Origin of the sequence: Bacteroides sp. AN502(2024) (assembly GCF_041227145.1) — a bacterium.
Classification (GTDB): domain Bacteria; phylum Bacteroidota; class Bacteroidia; order Bacteroidales; family Bacteroidaceae; genus Bacteroides.
In genome coordinates this window covers 2,425,223-2,442,875 of sequence record NZ_JBGFSP010000003.1, presented here as the reverse complement: position 1 = coordinate 2,442,875, position 17,653 = coordinate 2,425,223, and the positions used below count along the sequence as shown (strand labels likewise).

The window sequence follows — 17,653 nt, the reverse complement described above, 5'->3', positions numbered from 1 at the left end:
ATTTGTGCTTAAAATAGTATTATTCCGTTGTCATATAACGAATAGCTTTATTGTTAATATCTCCAATGTAGAAGATTTCGTCTATAGGGTCGTAAGCCAGACCGGCGGGACCATCAAAACGCGCTTCGTGCAACGGAGCACCATCTACATAGCCATTGACTTTACCATCGGCATTTCTGTTGCTCCGCCCGGCTATAATAGTGGCTATCCCGAACGGGTCGATTTTCCAGATGCAATGATTTTCTTTATCACATACATAGAAATCGTATTGGTCCTTGTCAGGTCCCACTCCTTCACCATAATCTTTATTCTTAACAAACACACCGTTCCACAAAGTATTGAACCGGGCACTGGTTTGAACCCCTTCCTGACAACCTTTCTCCTCAATCATTCCGGCAACAATACTAGGACTACCCAATTTTTTAGTTTCTTTATTATAATCCGATCTGATAACAGCACCAACATCGTTGGAAATCATATATATAAATTTATCGGACGGGTGTTTTATTAATATCGAATGTGAGCCTTCCACATTCGATATCGCACTTAAACTGAATTGTTCTTCTGCATTACTGTCCACATTAGGAATACCTCCGTTACGTACCATTTTGTAGACTTTTCCATTCCACCAAACACTATAAAAGACAGTTCCGTCATTCATACATATCACACTATAAGATGTCCTTCCATAATTATAGGGACGAATCCGTCGAAAATTTTCACGACGGAGAGCATAATAAATGTTTGCCCGAGTAGTACCGTCATAACCATGGTCATCGGTAAACAACAATGTATCTCCTTCTATTGTAAAGGTAAAAGAATACATCTTATTATATCCTGTACGTGGGAAGAGGCGTTTCACGGTCCGTTGTGTCAGGTTTACCAAATGAAGACCATTCGTCCAGTTGGCAGAAAAAAGCAACCTGTCATCCCCCTCTTTATACTTCGGGTCGAACACCATACAGTCGTTGGATGGAACAGAGGCACCTTCGTCAAACGAGCCTTCCTGCCAGGGAGAATTTCCATCTTCGTCCACCCTACGCAACATAGTACCTATAATTGTTGCAGGAGTATATTCGAATTCCTTTTCGAATGTATAGTCTGTAACAACATTCCCGTCCGGTCCGTCTACACGAACATTAATTTTGCCATCAAAAGCCTTGGGAGGAACCATACAATAAATATTTGTTCCATCCACACCGATAGTTTTGGCTTTTTCTCCGCCAATCGTAATGTGAACTTTAGCAGGGTCACTGCCAAAATTACTACCTTCAATATACAAGCGGGTTCGCATCCCTCCACTTTTAGGAGTGAAATCCGTAAACACTATTGGTTGAGATGGATCATACTGAGTAGTATCAACCTTATTATCCTTACAACCAATAAAGAATAAGCAGCAAATCAACACTGCAATTAGGTGTTTATTCATAAAATAAAAAATTAAAAAGATTAATAAATATGATCTTCCGTGTTTGCAAATTAAGGCAATTTAAATAAAGAATTAGAACATTATTTTACAATAAAAAGCTAAAATTCTACCATTCTCATAATCCAAGCAAAAAGATATTAAATTGTTTTCGCAATACTGTACTAAACCTATGTTTGGCAGGATTTTATCTTTTTCATGCAAAATATTAGCCTGAATTTCTCACAAAACTTCGGTTATTTGCAACAATCAAACGCGAAGTATATAAATATGCACAGATATATGAAGAAACAAAAACTTTATGTAGTAGGATTCTTGCTCCTATTGCTAATATGGACAAGCGGATGCAAGTCCGCCAAGGAAACAAGCGCTCCTTTATCGCTGACTTGGGAAATGGGCGAAATCCATCCCGAAGAAGGAACGTACGAAAACTCCTTTATATTGAAAAATCTTTCGGGCGCTCCGGTCGGTAAAGACTGGGTGATTTATTATGCACAACTCCCCCACCATATACAACAAGAAACATCACCGAAGGTAAAAGTAGAATGGATTAGCGGCACCTATCACAAGATATATCCAACCGCAGAATTCACTTCACTGGCTCCGGGTGATTCGATGCGGGTAACATTCCAATGCGACGGTGAAGTGCCCAAAACCTCACATGCTCCCGAAGGTAGCTATTGGATAAGCCAGTCGGGTGCGGGAAAGGGACAGCCGTTACCGGTGGAGCTGCGCATCATACCGCTGGCTCCAACCAAGGCACAAACCGCCTTCCTGCATCGGCTTTATGAAACAAATGCACGTTTGCAACAGTACCCTTTACGGGAATTACGTCCCGTTGATATCTTACCGGCAGTGAAACAAGCAATACCTGCCGAAGGTGAGATGCTTATCGGAAGCAAGATTGCCCTGTCATTCCACAAAGACTTTGCCAATGAGGGAAAATTGCTGAAAGAAAAACTGGAAAATACATACGGAGTGGAAGTAGTAACGGAAGCAGAGGAAAGCATCCTATTGGAATATCTTCCCGAAGACAAAGAAGTGCCAAACGATGAGTACTACGAACTGGACATCAACAACCGCCAAGCAATCGTGAAAGGCAGGACATCGCATGGCATCTTCAACGGAACACAGACCCTGCTGGCAATGTTGAAAGGACAGGTAGAGACATTGCGACTGCAAGCTGTATCTGTCCGTGACTATCCCGACCTCTTGTACCGCGGACAAATGCTCGATATCGTCCGGAACTTCACCACAGTAGAGAACCTGAAGAAGTTGATAGACATCACTGCATCTTATAAACTTAACACATTTCATTTCCATTTCTCGGACGACGAAGGCTGGCGTCTGGAGATACCCGGGCTGGAAGAACTTACTTCGGTAGGAGCACGCCGCGGACACACTACGGATGAAGCCGAATACCTGTATCCTGCTTATGAAAACGGATACGATCCGAATGCCCCTACATCGGGAAACGGCTTCTACAGTCGTGCCGAATTCATCGACCTGTTGCGTTATGCTGCCGAACGACATGTACAGGTAATTCCGGAAATAGAGTCGCCGGGACACGCACGGGCGGCCATCACAGCCATGAAGGCACGGCATGAAAAATACATCGGTTCGAACCCGGAAAAGGCTGCCGAATATATGCTACATGACCCGCAGGATAGTTCCCGATATATCTCCGCACAATGGTATACGGACAATGTTATGAACGTGGCAATGCCTTCCACCTACCGTTTTATAGAAAAGGTGGTACGGGAAATAAAAGAGATGTATCGCGAAGCAGGTGTCCCTCTGACAATGATTCATGTCGGCGGTGACGAAGTTGCGGAAGGGGCCTGGACCGGTTCCCCCCTATGCATGCAGCTGATGAAGGAGAAAGGAATGTCACGGACACACGACTTGGCGGAATATTTCATCACCCGTGTATCCGAATGCCTGCAACAACAGGGTATTTCATTCGGCGGTTGGCAGGAAGCTGCATTAGGGCATCGTACGGAAACGCATGCCACTCTCACTCCGCGGGTCGGTGGCATCTATTGCTGGAGCACGGTTGCCGAATGGGGAACAGACGAGATTTCTTATCAAATAGCCAACAACGGCTATCCGGTGATTCTTTGCAACGTGAACAACTTCTATCTGGATCTGGCTTACGACCCTCATACTGACGAACCGGGACACTTTTGGGCAGGATATGTAGACGAATCCAAATCCTTCTCCATGCTGCCGTATCGGGTATACCGCTCTTCACGTACCACAATGGCAGGACATCCAGTGTCGCCCGATTCCATGGAAATCGGTAAAACCGTCCTGACCGCATCGGGAAAACAACGAATCAAAGGCGTACAAGCACAACTATTTACAGAAACCATCCGGAATTACCAACAAGTAGAATATTATACATTTCCTAAAATAATGGGACTGGCAGAACGTGGCTGGAATGCACATCCGGTTTGGGAAAGCTTATCAGGAAACACAGAAGCACAAGCATACGAGCAGGATTTGATACAATTCTATCGGAAAATCAGCCGAAAAGAGATGCCCCATTGGGCTCAAAACAATATCCACTTCCGTTTACCATATCCGGGACTATGTCTGAAAGACGGAAAGCTATATGCCAACACTTCCATTCATGAAGGACAGATACGGTATACTACGGACGGAACGGAACCGACGAAAGATTCTCCACTATGGGAAACTCCCGTAGACTGCCAAACGGAAGCGATCAAAGCCAAACTTTTTTACTTGGGCAAAGAAAGTATGACAGCAGTGTTAGAAAAATAGTTTTCGGTAAAACAAGATTAAGGATAACCAAAAGCAGGAAGAGGGTGTTTTGACGCACCCTCGCCTCAACTTTCAAAAGCCACATTATTGCATGTTACCGGAAAATATATATCTTTGTTCCATGATGATTTCGTTTAGAATATCTGAAACAATGTAGAATTGAAAATATCATGAAAAGCATATTTATTTTTTTCTTTTATATCATTCTTTTTGCAGGACCTCTGTCAGCCTCCGTCATTTTTCCTTTCAAAAAGTATCAAGTATCCGATGGGCTATCACACAACACGGTCTGGTCTATTCTTCAGGATTCTTACGGTTTTATCTGGATAGGGACAAGCAACGGTCTGAATTGCTATAACGGATATACGAGTCGGGTGTATCGACATGTGGAAGGAGTTTCCCAATCATTGGGGAATAACTTTGTATCTTCTCTGATGGAAGATAATCAGGACATATGGATAGGCACCAATAATGGTGTGTATATCTATCACCGTTCTACAGATGATTTCTCTTTTTTCGACAAGAAAACACGATACGATGTATTTGTCAGTTGTGAAGTGACCGAAATATGGAAGTCGGACAATGGATTGATTTGGATTGCCACCTTGGGACAAGGGATATTTGTATACAACCCGCAAACAAGCGTCCTACGACAAAATATCCTACAGAATTCATTTGCTAAAGATATCTGTCAAGGGGTGGACGGACGTATCTATATATCTTCTATCAATAAAGGAATATTTGTATTCGACCAAATGGGCTATTTTATATCTACCCTTTCCACACTTACGGATAAAGCAGAAGAAAAGAAAAAAGTAAATGGTCTGTTAAGTACCTCCGAAGGCATTTGGTTCAGTACTGAAAATACACTGGAGTGTTATTCCGAAAAAGAAAAAATGGTAAACAGTTATCCGCTTCCTTCCCTCCGTCTCTATCCTCTGCATGATAGAATATGACAGCGAGCAACTATTGATAGGCACGAATGAGGGGCTTTTCCTCTTCGGCAGGCAAAACAAAGAATGGAAGAAAGTAGAAACTACAGGCGAATATGCCATGAGTAATCCGGTAGTAAACGCAATGATGCTGGATGCCGAAGGGACTCTTTGGCTGGCAACAAACGGAGGGGTGAATTACATGCCGCGGCAATTACGAAGGTTTGAACATCACACCATCCCCCTGATACAGAAAATCGCTCAAGGTGTCAACACTTTTTGCGAAAAAGAGAATGGAGAGGTGTATATAGGCACCCAACACGGATTATGGCTCTACCGACCGCAGACACAAAGAATGACGGAATGTGTGTTATCTCCGTATACTGAAAGAAAATACAACATCAGTGCTTTACATCTGGATGGTAAGCAGCTTTGGATTGGCACACATGAAAACGGATTGTTCAGATATGATCTGGAAACCGGAATTAGCAAAAATTACACCCATTCCAACCGTATGATTAAAACATTGCCAAGCAACAATGTGATGTCAATCGGCAAAGACCATAAAGGAAACATTTACATAGGAACCAGCATGGGACTTTGCACCTACAATGAGGAACAGGACAATTTCCTTGTGAATATATACGTAGGAGCAATGACTCCCGTCACCAATATACATGAAGATTCCGGCAGAAACCTATGGATTGCCACTTCCAACTTGGGAGCTTTCTGCTATCATCCAAACGAACAATGGAAACACTATGAACAAGGAGGTAACTCCTCGACAATGCCCGACAATACTATAACCACCTTGTTCGAAGACAGTAAAGGGGTGATGTGGCTGGGAACCAATGGAAACGGACTATGTTATTTCTCTCCGGAACAGAAACGTTTTGTCAACAACTGCCCCGAAAACAGGCAATTACAGAATGTGACCATCTATTCCATCGAAGAAGACCGGAACGGTAACTTTTGGATTTCGACAGACAAGGGATTGTATAAAATCGACCGGAAAACAAACGATGCACGCTTATTTACCATCAATGACGGTTTGCTGAGCAATCAATTCATTGCCGGTGCTTCTTTATTAACATCAGACGGCAAGTTGTATTTCGGTGGCAACAATGGTTTCAATGCTTTCATTCCCGAACAGATAACAAAAAACACGTATGTCCCGCAAGTATATGTGACTGACATCCATTTCCCCTATTCCAATGACGAGAATACCTCTCAGAAAGCGGCAAACACACATGAAGAACTTCTCTACCTGAAAAAAGAAATCAGATTACCCTATCAAAAGAATAGTTTCACCCTTGACTTTGCAGCCCTGAGTTACGGAGAGTCACAAAGAAACCAATACAACTATATGCTGAAAGGGATAGACCCGACATGGATTCGGAACACAACTACCAACTCTGTATCTTACAATCATCTACCTCCCGGTGAATACACATTTATGCTAAACGGTTCGAATAACGATGGAGAGTGGAACCGGGAAACTACGATGCTGAAGATTGTAATCACACCGCCATGGTGGCAAAGCTCTTGGGCATACATAGCCTATTCATTACTCCTGACAAGTATCATTATCTACTCAGGATATCGCTGGAATCTATATGTCAAACGCAAGTACAAACGGCGGATGGAAGAATTCAACTTTGCCAAAGAAAAGGAGACTTATAAACTAAAAGTCAACTTCTTCGTCAACCTCGTACATGAAATACGTACGCCGCTCACTCTGATTTGCCTGCCACTGGAGAAATTACGAGAAAATAAGAGGGAGGATGAATATGTGTCGATGATCGATAAGAATGTAAATTATCTGTTGAATATCACCAACCAGCTCCTCGACTTTCAAAAAATAGAAAGTAATGGAGTGCAATTGAATCCCAAACCTTGCCATCTGAATCTCCAACTTGCCTCCATCTATGAACAATTCAATCATATTGCGGCATTGAAGGATATTGAACTGTCAATCGTTCTCCCGACAGAAGATATATATATTTCTATCGATATTGACAAAATAAGAACCGTCATAGTCAATTTGTTAGGAAATGCAATAAAATATGCCCAGTCACACATAGAATTAAAATTGGAGACTGCGGAGGACACAATCACGATTTTGGTAAACGATGACGGATGTGGTGTACCCAAAGACCAGCAGGAGAAAATCTTCCAATTATTCTATCAAGTACCGGATGCTTCTTCCGGCAAAGGAACAGGTATCGGACTGGCTTTCTCCAAAATATTGGCTGAAGCCCACAAAGGGACATTGTCACTACGAGACATTCCTTCCGGTGGCTCATCCTTTATCCTGTCTCTTCCAAGAGTAAACATGACCGATACCGTGAATGAAAACTCGACACATAAAGAAGATAGTTGCGAAATGGAAACAAACAAGGAAGTAGATATAGAAAAGGAAAAGATTACACTCTTATTAGTGGAAGACAATCCGGATTTGTTGAATATGACACGTAATTCCTTACAACAATGGTACCATGTAAGATGTGCCGAAAATGGTCGGAAAGCCCTGGAATTATTGGCGGAAGAGAATATCGACATGATTATCAGTGACGTCATGATGCCAGAAATGGACGGTATAGAATTATGTCATCAGATAAAATCAAACATTGAATATTCTCACATACCGGTCATCCTGCTCACAGCCAAGACTACATTGTCCGCCAAAATAGAAGGATTGGAAAACGGAGCAAACGTATACATGGAAAAGCCATTCTCAATCAAACAGATACATAAACAAATTGAGAATCTGATGACATTACGACTGGCTTTCCATCGCTTACTTAGCACTTTTCCAAAGACAAACGACAGTATGTCTGAGCCGGGAAAATATGCACTTTCCTCAAAGGATATGGACTTTATTAAAACTCTGGATGAGATATTGGCGGAACAATTGGGCGACATTGATTATTCTGTAAATAATCTGGCAGAAAAAATCAATATGAGCCGTAGCAATTTCCATCGGAAAGTCAAGGCTGTCACCGGTATGACACCCAATACTTATGTGTTGAATTATCGTCTGAACATGGCTGCCCAATATCTATCCGAAGGAATGCGCATCAATGAAGTTGCCTTGCAATTAGGGTTTACCAGTTCTTCTTACTTCGCCAAATGTTTTAAACAGAAATTCGGTGTATTACCCAAAGATTACACAAAAACAAAAGAAGTTTTATCTCATTAACATTCTACAGAACATTTTCAGACCTAACACGCCAGATACTTTATTAAAGCGAAGGATATTATAAATGAATACATTATAAAGTTTCCTGTAATTTTATCCCTATACTATTTGGAGGAATCGAACCTTTTACATATCTTTGCACCGTCAAAAAAATGGCAGCAATAAAGATTGAAATTAGGAATATAGCTAATTCAATGGCTATGAATTTAATGACATAAAATGAGTGCTGTTCATCAGGACTTTGGAAAAAGAAGTTTAATTTTCGATTCCTGGTGGCACCACTTCTTAAGCGATCGGAATGTAGCGCAGTTGGTAGCGCACTACGTTCGGGACGTAGGGGTCGGGCGTTCGAGTCGCCTCATTCCGACAGAACAAAGGGTAACTTTCTGAAATACAGCAAGTTACTCTTTATTATTTTCAGGTTACCGGGACGTAACCGGGACAGTTGGACTGAAATCTATCAACCTATTATATCATGAAGAACAGATTCTACATTTTGACGACAACAGCACTCTCTCTGTTGTGCTTCAGTTGCACAAAGACTCAAGTGGCTCATTCTGAGAATGAGAAGCTAATCACTCCGCCTATCATGGGTTGGAGTTCCTGGAACGCTTTCCGAGTAGATATCAGCGAAGACATTATTAAACATCAGGCCGACCTTATGGTAGAAAAGGGGTTGAAAGATGCGGGCTACCACTATATCAACGTAGACGATGGCTTCTTTGGCAAACGGGACGACAACGGAATCATGCTCACCAACAAAAAACGTTTCCCGAACGGAATGAAACCGGTTGCCGACCACATACACAGTCTCGGTATGAAAGCGGGAATCTATACGGACGCAGGCAATAACACTTGCGGCTCTATTTGGGACAACGACCTTACAGGAGTAGGTGCAGGCATCTATGGGCACGAACCTCAAGACGCTCAGCTATACTTCGGTGACTGGGGCTTCGACTTTATCAAAATAGACTATTGTGGAGGCGATGTCCTCGGATTGGACGAGGAAGAACGTTATATTTCTATCCGCAAGAGCATTGACAAAGTAAACAAAAATGTTTCCGTCAACATCTGCCGCTGGGCTTTCCCCGGTACCTGGGCAAAAGATGCGGCAACTTCCTGGCGTATCAGTGGAGATATCAATGCGCATTGGGGATCACTGAAATATATAGTCAGAAAGAATCTTTATCTATCTGCCTATGCCGGAAATGGGCATTACAACGATATGGATATGATGGTCATCGGATTCCGTAACAATAGCAAAGTAGGCGGAAAAGGACTAACTCCGACAGAAGAAGAAGCTCATTTCGGTTTATGGTGTATCATGAGTTCGCCTCTCCTAATCGGCTGCAACCTAGAAAACCTGCCGGATTCTTCACTCCAATTACTTACAAACAAGGAACTGATCGCACTCAACCAAGATCCGTTAGGATTGCAGGCGTATGTGGTACAGCATGAAAATGAAGGCTATGTACTGGTGAAAGACATTGAGCAAAAACGTGGTAACGTACGTGCCGTTGCACTATATAACCCTTCGGATACGCTATGCAGCTTCTCCGTACCGTTTACCTCACTCGAATTTGGCGGAAACGTGAAAGTACGCGATTTAGCAAGACAAAGTGACTTGGGAAATTTCTCCGATGTATTTGAACGAACACTGCCTCCTCACAGCGCCATGTTTCTCCGCATGGAAGGAGAAACTCGTCTAGAGCCTACATTATATGAGGCTGAATGGTCATACTTACCTCTATTCAACGATTTGGGTAAAAATCCCAAAGGCATTATTTATGCTCATGACAAGGATGCTTCCGGCAAGATGAAAGTTGGATTTCTCGGCGGAAAACCGGAAAACTATGCGGAATGGCGAGAAGTATATAGCGCAAACGGCGGACGCTACCAAATGACTATTCAATATTCACATGGCAAAGGACGACAGCTGGAAGTTGATATCAACGGCATCATCACTAAGATTGACGCATTGGGGGAAGATGAGAAACATAGCCAAATCACAATTCCCGTTGAATTGAAGGCCGGTTATAATACGATCCGAATAGGCAATAGTTATAACTGGGCGCCGGATATCGACTGCTTCACATTAACCAAAGTATGATAATACAGTACATAAAAAAGAGCAAAGATGAAATAAGTCCACCTTTGCTCTTTTTTATCTCAGGCATATAATCACTCCATTACCGTTACACAAGCTTTCCCGGCTAAAGATACATTTAGCTTGGAATCATTTTTCTCAGGAATCCAGATCATACGCTCACACTCTCCTTTTTGAAGTTGCACATTTGCATAATGTGCAGTTAAATATTCCGTACCGATATGGCATTTCTCAGCATTTACAAACCAATTATCCATCATACCCAGATTCAAATACAGATTATTAATAGTCCCACTCTGGAAATCCACATTCCTGCCACTCCTGATGACTTGCAAAGCTGCAAAATCACAAGAATCAACCACAATAGAATTAGACGTGTCAATGGACAAAGAATCCTTCTTCAGATGTTTGAACCCTATTTTCTGCGAATCGATGTCATTTATAATACACTCCACATCTTGCGTCATATCCAATCGCATGTCTCCTATATTTATTCCCACAAATTTGGATTCCTTAAATTCCTGCGGGAGTTGATCCTGCGGATAGTCCAAAAGAATCTTCAACGTGTCTCCCATAACGGTTATTTTCAGATAATCATTTACCTTCTTCGAGCAAGAAAGCAGATTCTTCCCATCTTTTGAAGGCTGCACTTCCAAAAGAGAGTTCGCCAGCCAGACATTACTTCCTTTCGTATACATCTTTGTTTGAGTCAGCAAGATCACCCGGCAAGCCGGTACTTCTTTGGTTAGCTGCTCTCCTTGTAAATTCAGTTGATTAATGAATGGCCTTCCTAAACAAAAAATCATAAACATTCCGCCTACCAGCACACAAAGTCCGGCAACAAAAAGCCCTATCAATATATAAGTTGTACGTTTCATAATATTTATTTTACTGTTCTTTTTTACAAAATTCCCGGTACATATCCGTTATCTCCTTTATAGGAATATCCAGTGTCTTGATTTGGCGGAAGAAGTAGTCCAGTTCTTCCTTCAAAAAGGTATTCTTCCTCAGCGAATGAATCAATTCCCTCGCACCGATAGCGACAAAATAGCCAATGCCGCGCTTATTATAAATAATACTCTGTGACTGGAGATAATCGAATGAACGCATCACCGTATTGGCGTTTACTTCCACAATAGCAGCATATTCTCTAACCGAAGGAATACGTTCCTCCTCTACAAACTGCTCCAGAAGTATCTCATCACAGATTCTATCTGCAATCTGTAAATAGATAGCTTTACTTTCTTTAAAATTCATAGTCTAAAGTATTACATGCGTTGAATGATCTCGGATTCCTTGAAACGGAAATAGGCGAGTGTCCAATTTACGAATGCAAAAAGCATAAAGACCACAGTTACCATAGCGACAACCAGCTCCTTCGTCATTGAAGAAAAAATATAATCATAATCTTTATTGCTTCTGCTAAATAACATATCCCCCACCAACATTCCGACCAGTACGTAAATTAAAACAATTATCGTAACAGAAACAAATGTTTTAAGAAACGAATTTTTCGGCCATACAGAACTGCCTAATACAAACAATGACTGCACAAAGCAATAGATAGAAAGCACCAATGTCAACTCATACGTTTTGTTGAACAAGTACCACCGTTTACCGCTACCTACCAAATCTCCCAGATTGACAGGAAGTATTACTTCTTTTACATCCGGATAGATAAGCGAATAAACCAGTACCCGTGTATAATCTGCCAGTTTAAAGGTAATAAAAAAGACAACCAACAGGACAACGGTTGATACCAACCAACGAGAAAAGAATTTCTCAAAAGGAGTGGCCGGTGTCATTAATATAGACAATCTGTTTGTCTTGCTTTTCATCTTCTCCATTGTCAGCGAACCGCTTAAACAACCAAATCCGAATAGAAACCAAAGAAAAGCTATTAATATAAAGTTCCAGGCAGGATCGGCCTCCACATAACGTTCGAGAAAACGAACCGAGTCGTGAGTACGATACGCAAAATATCCGTTCCAGACCAGCACAACAGTCATCACTCCATAAAGTAATACCATACGAAGCACATTCGACTTCCAGCTCTCCACCATCTCCTTGCGGCAAAGATTCATAAAACGAGGCAAACTAAAAAAAGTATCTTTTATCATCGTCTTTTATTTTTGAGTTTGAAACAATCGGGACATCTCCTCGGGAGCAGCCAGTGTAGCATTAAAAAGAAGTTCCAGGTTTAATTCCGACTCTTCCTGCTTTTTATTAGGAAGGAGCAAATAATTCCCCTGAATAGTAGGAATTGCGAAAAGCGCACTTTTGGCCAATTCCCGATCATCACTCTCCACAAAGAAAAGTTTGTCGCAAATATTACTTGTCGATTCATCCAGCAACACACGGCTGTCATCCATAATCAACACATGATCGAGTACTTTGTCGATGTCACGAACCTGGTGTGTGGAAATCACTATCGTTTTATCCTCCGACATACCCGATGCTATAAACTTACGGAACTGGCTTTTGCCTGGAATATCTAGTCCGTTGGTCGGTTCATCCATCAACAAAAGAGAGGTATTCGTAGCAAGTGCAAAACTCATGAACACTTTCTTTTTCTGCCCCATAGAAATCATTCCAAGATCAATATCTATATCCATTTCAAAATAATGAAGATATTTAATCATCTCTTCCTTACTGAAACGAGGATAAAAAGGACTGTTCAACTCCACATAGCTGACCAGAGAGACCGAAGGCAAATCAAACTCCTCGGGAACTAAAAACATATCCTGTAAAGTAACCGGTAACCGACGGTGCACATCTGTACCATGAAACATCACCTTGCCGCTTTTAGGAATCAACAACCCAGACATCAGATAGAGAAGAGTAGATTTGCCCGCACCGTTCTTTCCCAACAGTCCATATACCCTTCCTGATTCGAACGAAAGCGAGAAATCATGTAGTATCGCACGCTTCGATTTACGATAAGTAAATGAAAGATTTTCTACTGTAATCATAGTATCTCTGTTTAATGAAAAATGTTTTAGTGTATTAGTATAATAGTACACTGCAAAAGTAGATAATCTTTTGAATATTCCAATAGGAAAAGAGAAAAAAGTGCAAAAAAGAAGGAGCTAAGCCCACTCTCCACTACTCCCGTTACGACAAACAACTAAAATAAGAGAGTCATATATAATCTTTGTCAGATACATTTTTACCGCCTTCTCATATTGTATTACTGCATCATATTCTTTCAGACTCTCCAGTAAATGTCTCCATAATACATATAATCCCAATACGAATAATCGGCTTTATCACATTCCTTGAAAAGATATCTGTAGACTTCAATGCTCCACCAAAACGCTTCAAATCAATATAACTATACACTACCAAACGATTGAATGCGGCAGGATGGGATAACATACAATTTATCAGTAAATATTCAGATTTTTCTGATTTTATTAAGCCGAAAGAGGAAATATCGAGAATCTAAAAGTAAGGATCAGTAGATATTAAGTAATCTGAAAGCGAAAAAATATTCCTCAATACGAAGTGACCAAACACAGCAAGCCCCTTGACTCACTTTAGAATCAAGGGGCTTCTTCAAAAACGGCGGCTACCTACTCTCCCACTGTTACGCAGTACCATCGGCGTGACGAGGCTTAACTTCTCTGTTCGGAATGGGAAGAGGTGGAACCCTCGTGCTATAACCACCTGAATAAAGTCATGACATGATGAAAAGTAAAAATTCAGTTATTACAAGCTAAATGTATACAACCAACCACTACATCTCCGAAAGAAAGTCGACGGGCAATTAGTAATGCTCGGCTTTGATGTTACCACCTTTACACCTGCATCCTATCAACGTCATCGTCTTTGACGACCCTGAGAAATCTAATCTTGTGGCTGGCTTCGTACTTAGATGCTTTCAGCACTTATCCAATCCCGACTTAGATACCCGGCAATGCACCTGGCGGCACAACCGGTAAACCAGAGGTCAGTCCAACACGGTCCTCTCGTACTAGTGTCAGAGCCACGCAAATTTCATACGCCCACGATAGATAGAGACCGAACTGTCTCACGACGTTCTGAACCCAGCTCGCGTGCCACTTTAATGGGCGAACAGCCCAACCCTTGGGACCTTCTCCAGCCCCAGGATGTGACGAGCCGACATCGAGGTGCCAAACCCCTCCGTCGATATGAGCTCTTGGGAGGGATCAGCCTGTTATCCCCGGAGTACCTTTTATCCTTTGAGCGATGTCCCTTCCATACGGAAACACCGGATCACTATGCTCTAGTTTCCTACCTGATCGACTTGTAAGTCTCCCAGTCAAGCGCCCTTATGCCATTACACTCTGCGGACGGTTACCAATCGTCCTGAGGGCACCTTTAGAAGCCTCCGTTACGCTTTTGGAGGCGACCACCCCAGTCAAACTACCCACCAAACAGTGTCCTCCAGTAAAGGAGTTAGAACTCAAATAATCAAAGGGCCGTATTTCAACAGCGACTCCACAGATACTGGCGTATCCACTTCATTGTCTCCGGCCTATCCTACACATCAATTACCCAAATTCAATGTTAAGCTATAGTAAAGGTTCACGGGGTCTTTTCGTCCCATCGCGGGTAATCGGCATCTTCACCGATACTACAATTTCACTGAGCTCACGGTTGAGACAGTGTCCAGATCATTACACCATTCGTGCAGGTCGGAACTTACCCGACAAGGAATTTCGCTACCTTAGGACCGTTATAGTTACGGCCGCCGTTTACTGGGGCTTCAATTCAACGCTTCTCTTGCGATGACGTCTCCTCTTAACCTTCCAGCACCGGGCAGGTGTCAGGCTGTATACATGATCTTTCAATTTTGCACAGCCCTGTGTTTTTGTTAAACAGTTGCCTGGACCTATTCTCTGCGCCCAACTCACGTTGGGACCCTTTATCCCGAAGTTACAGGGTCAGTTTGCCTAGTTCCTTAACCGTGATTCACTCAAGCGCCTGAGTATATTCAACCCGACTACGTGTGTCCGTTTGCGGTACGGGTACCTTAGGGATTAAGTTTAGCGGATTTTCTCGGGAGTATGATTACACGCACTATTGGATTGTTCCGAGGAACGCTCCATACTATCAGGTTCGACTCTCTTTGTGGATTTGCCTGCAAAGATCAACATCTACACCCTTCAACGGACTATTCCGTCAGTCCGCGGCGTTGTCACGACTCCGTCTCCACGTCACTCCATAAGGTAGTACAGGAATATTAACCTGTTCTGCCATCGGCATCACCATTCGGCTGAGCCTTAGGACCCGACTAACCCTGATCCGATTAGCGTTGATCAGGAAACCTTAGTCTTGCGGCGAGGGGGTTTCCCACCCCCTTTATCGTTACTTATACCTACATTTGCGTTTCCACACGCTCCAGCAAGGCTCACGCCCCACCTTCGACGCTGAGTGGAATGCTCCCCTACCGATGTCAATTCAATACTGACATCCCATAGCTTCGGTAAATTGCTTTATGCCCGATTATTATCCACGCCAAACTCCTCGACTAGTGAGCTGTTACGCACTCTTTAAATGAATGGCTGCTTCCAAGCCAACATCCTAGCTGTCTTAGCAATCTGACTTCGTTAGTTCAACTTAGCAATTATTTCGGGACCTTAGCTGATGGTCCGGATTCTTCTCCTTTAGGACATGGACCTTAGCACCCATGCCCTCACTCCTGTGATCAAACTAATGCGCATTCGGAGTTTATCAAGACTTGATAGGCGGTGAAGCCCTCGCATCTTATCAGTCGCTCTACCTCACATTAGTAACCCACAAGGCTGCACCTAAATGCATTTCGGGGAGTACGAGCTATCTCCAAGTTTGATTAGCCTTTCACCCCCACCCTCAGCTCATCCGGAAGCTTTTCAACGCTTATCGGTTCGGTCCTCCAGTTAGTGTTACCTAACCTTCAACCTGGCCAAGGGTAGATCACTTGGTTTCGCGTCTACTCCTTCCGACTCGACGCCCTGTTAAGACTCGCTTTCGCTTCGGCTGCATGTCTCAAGACACTTAACCTCGCCGGAAAAAGTAACTCGTAGGTTCATTATGCAAAAGGCACGCCGTCACTGCATCAAGCAGCTCCGACCGCTTGTAGGCGCACGGTTTCAGGGACTATTTCACTCTTCTGTTCGAAGTGCTTTTCACCTTTCCCTCACGGTACTGGTTCGCTATCGGTCTCTCGGGAGTATTTAGCCTTGCCGGATGGTCCCGGCGGATTCACGCAAGATTTCCCGTGTCCCGCGCTACTCAGGATACCACTACGCTTCATTCGGCTTCGAATACCGGACTATCACCGTCTATGGTTTCATTTTCCAAAGAATTCTTCTCACCGAATCTCATGCGATATCGTGGTCCTACAACCCCGGTATTGCCGTAACAATACCGGTTTGGGCTGATCCCCGTTCGCTCGCCACTACTTGGGGAATCATTATTATTTTCTCTTCCTACAGGTACTAAGATGTTTCAGTTCCCTGCGTTTGCCTCCATCTGAAAATGGATGATGTTCCTTCAGAACACCGGGTTGTCCCATTCGGAAATCTCCGGATCAAGGGTTATTTGCACCTTCCCGAAGCTTATCGCAGCTTATCACGTCCTTCATCGCCTCCGAGAGCCAAGGCATCCGCCATGCGCCCTTATTTACTTTCTTTCAAACGTCTTGTCCGTGTAACGGTATTGACATTGGAATTGCTCCCTTTATCAATATTGCATACGCGGACACGTACGGTTTGATATATACTTTTAGCTCTTACTAAAATTTTACTTTTTGTACATCATGTCAAAGATCGTTTCTCATTGCTGAGACTGTGGAGAATAACGGATTCGAACCGTTGACCCTCTGCGTGCAAGGCAGATGCTCTAGCCAGCTGAGCTAATCCCCCAAGAAGTGATTCAAGAATCTATCTCAAGGCTCGCGCACATGGACATCTCTTGAGCTTGGTAGTCCCAGGCAGAGTTGAACTGCCGACCTCTACATTATCAGTGTAGCGCTCTAACCAACTGAGCTATAGGACTATGTTCTACGCATTATCGGCTGCTTTCGGCATAATCGATGCAAGCATCGCTTCTGCTATCTCTTGCTCGATAATCCAACCTTGTCTACCTGTATGTTAGACTCGGCTTCTGTTTTCTCTCGTGTTGATCTATATCTATACTTCTATAGATGGTTGATCCATATCATAAATAAACAAGTACCAGTAGTACAAAAA

General features: G+C 42.9%; 7 protein-coding genes, 3 tRNA genes, 2 rRNA genes and 1 pseudogene. 4 read left to right on the top strand and 9 right to left on the bottom strand.

The window, feature by feature from the left end; translation table 11 throughout:
* Positions 1-19: 19 nt before the first annotated feature.
* The gene (locus tag AB9N12_RS09395; protein ID WP_369891615.1) at positions 20-1,429 is read right to left on the bottom strand and encodes an IPT/TIG domain-containing protein; all 1,410 of its coding nucleotides are present in this window, start codon (positions 1,427-1,429) and stop codon (positions 20-22) included.
* Between the two features lie 279 nt (positions 1,430-1,708).
* Here AB9N12_RS09395 and AB9N12_RS09390 point away from each other — a divergent pair, with 279 nt between their 5' ends.
* The 4 genes and pseudogenes from AB9N12_RS09390 to AB9N12_RS09375 all read left to right on the top strand — a co-directional run bounded on the left by AB9N12_RS09390 (position 1,709) and on the right by AB9N12_RS09375 (position 10,457).
* Positions 1,709-4,213 (top strand): family 20 glycosylhydrolase, encoded by a 2,505-nt coding sequence (locus AB9N12_RS09390; RefSeq protein ID WP_369891613.1) that lies wholly within the window; start codon positions 1,709-1,711, stop codon positions 4,211-4,213.
* 170 nt (positions 4,214-4,383) lie between these two features.
* A pseudogene (locus AB9N12_RS09385) lies at positions 4,384-8,347 on the top strand (two-component regulator propeller domain-containing protein).
* Between the two features lie 294 nt (positions 8,348-8,641).
* A tRNA-Pro gene (locus tag AB9N12_RS09380) sits at positions 8,642-8,714 on the top strand.
* Between the two features lie 108 nt (positions 8,715-8,822).
* Positions 8,823-10,457, top strand: coding sequence for an alpha-galactosidase (locus AB9N12_RS09375; RefSeq protein ID WP_369891611.1), 1,635 nt, complete (start codon positions 8,823-8,825; stop codon positions 10,455-10,457).
* Positions 10,458-10,528: 71 nt separating this feature from the next.
* Here the strand turns inward: AB9N12_RS09375 and AB9N12_RS09370 are convergent, their stop codons facing one another.
* The 8 genes from AB9N12_RS09370 to AB9N12_RS09335 all read right to left on the bottom strand — a co-directional run bounded on the left by AB9N12_RS09370 (position 10,529) and on the right by AB9N12_RS09335 (position 17,459).
* A complete protein-coding gene (locus AB9N12_RS09370) occupies positions 10,529-11,332 on the bottom strand; it encodes a hypothetical protein (protein WP_369891609.1) in 804 nt (267 codons plus the stop codon).
* Positions 11,333-11,342: 10 nt separating this feature from the next.
* Positions 11,343-11,711 (bottom strand): GntR family transcriptional regulator, encoded by a 369-nt coding sequence (locus AB9N12_RS09365; protein WP_369891607.1) that lies wholly within the window; start codon positions 11,709-11,711, stop codon positions 11,343-11,345.
* Positions 11,712-11,722: 11 nt separating this feature from the next.
* On the bottom strand, positions 11,723-12,574 hold the full coding sequence (locus AB9N12_RS09360; protein WP_369891606.1) for a hypothetical protein: 852 nt from the start codon (positions 12,572-12,574) through the stop codon (positions 11,723-11,725).
* A 6-nt stretch (positions 12,575-12,580) separates the two neighbouring features.
* Positions 12,581-13,426 carry an ATP-binding cassette domain-containing protein gene (locus AB9N12_RS09355; RefSeq protein WP_369891605.1) on the bottom strand — a complete coding sequence of 282 codons (846 nt, stop codon included), beginning with the start codon at positions 13,424-13,426 and terminating at the stop codon, positions 12,581-12,583.
* 590 nt (positions 13,427-14,016) lie between these two features.
* Positions 14,017-14,127: ribosomal RNA gene (rrf, locus tag AB9N12_RS09350) — 5S ribosomal RNA — on the bottom strand.
* A 76-nt stretch (positions 14,128-14,203) separates the two neighbouring features.
* Positions 14,204-17,094, bottom strand: a 23S ribosomal RNA gene (locus tag AB9N12_RS09345).
* Positions 17,095-17,252: 158 nt separating this feature from the next.
* A tRNA-Ala gene (locus tag AB9N12_RS09340) sits at positions 17,253-17,326 on the bottom strand.
* 56 nt (positions 17,327-17,382) lie between these two features.
* A tRNA-Ile gene (locus AB9N12_RS09335) sits at positions 17,383-17,459 on the bottom strand.
* Between the last annotated feature and the right edge of the window lie 194 nt (positions 17,460-17,653).

Coding starts and splice junctions, on each gene's coding strand:
- AB9N12_RS09390 (WP_369891613.1), top strand. CDS start 1,709: ATGAAGAAACAAAAACTTTATGTAGTAGGATTCTTGCTCCTATTGCTA.
- AB9N12_RS09375 (WP_369891611.1), top strand. CDS start 8,823: ATGAAGAACAGATTCTACATTTTGACGACAACAGCACTCTCTCTGTTG.
- AB9N12_RS09370 (WP_369891609.1), bottom strand. CDS start 11,332: ATGAAACGTACAACTTATATATTGATAGGGCTTTTTGTTGCCGGACTT.
- AB9N12_RS09395 (WP_369891615.1), bottom strand. CDS start 1,429: ATGAATAAACACCTAATTGCAGTGTTGATTTGCTGCTTATTCTTTATT.
- AB9N12_RS09355 (WP_369891605.1), bottom strand. CDS start 13,426: ATGATTACAGTAGAAAATCTTTCATTTACTTATCGTAAATCGAAGCGT.
- AB9N12_RS09360 (WP_369891606.1), bottom strand. CDS start 12,574: ATGATAAAAGATACTTTTTTTAGTTTGCCTCGTTTTATGAATCTTTGC.
- AB9N12_RS09365 (WP_369891607.1), bottom strand. CDS start 11,711: ATGAATTTTAAAGAAAGTAAAGCTATCTATTTACAGATTGCAGATAGA.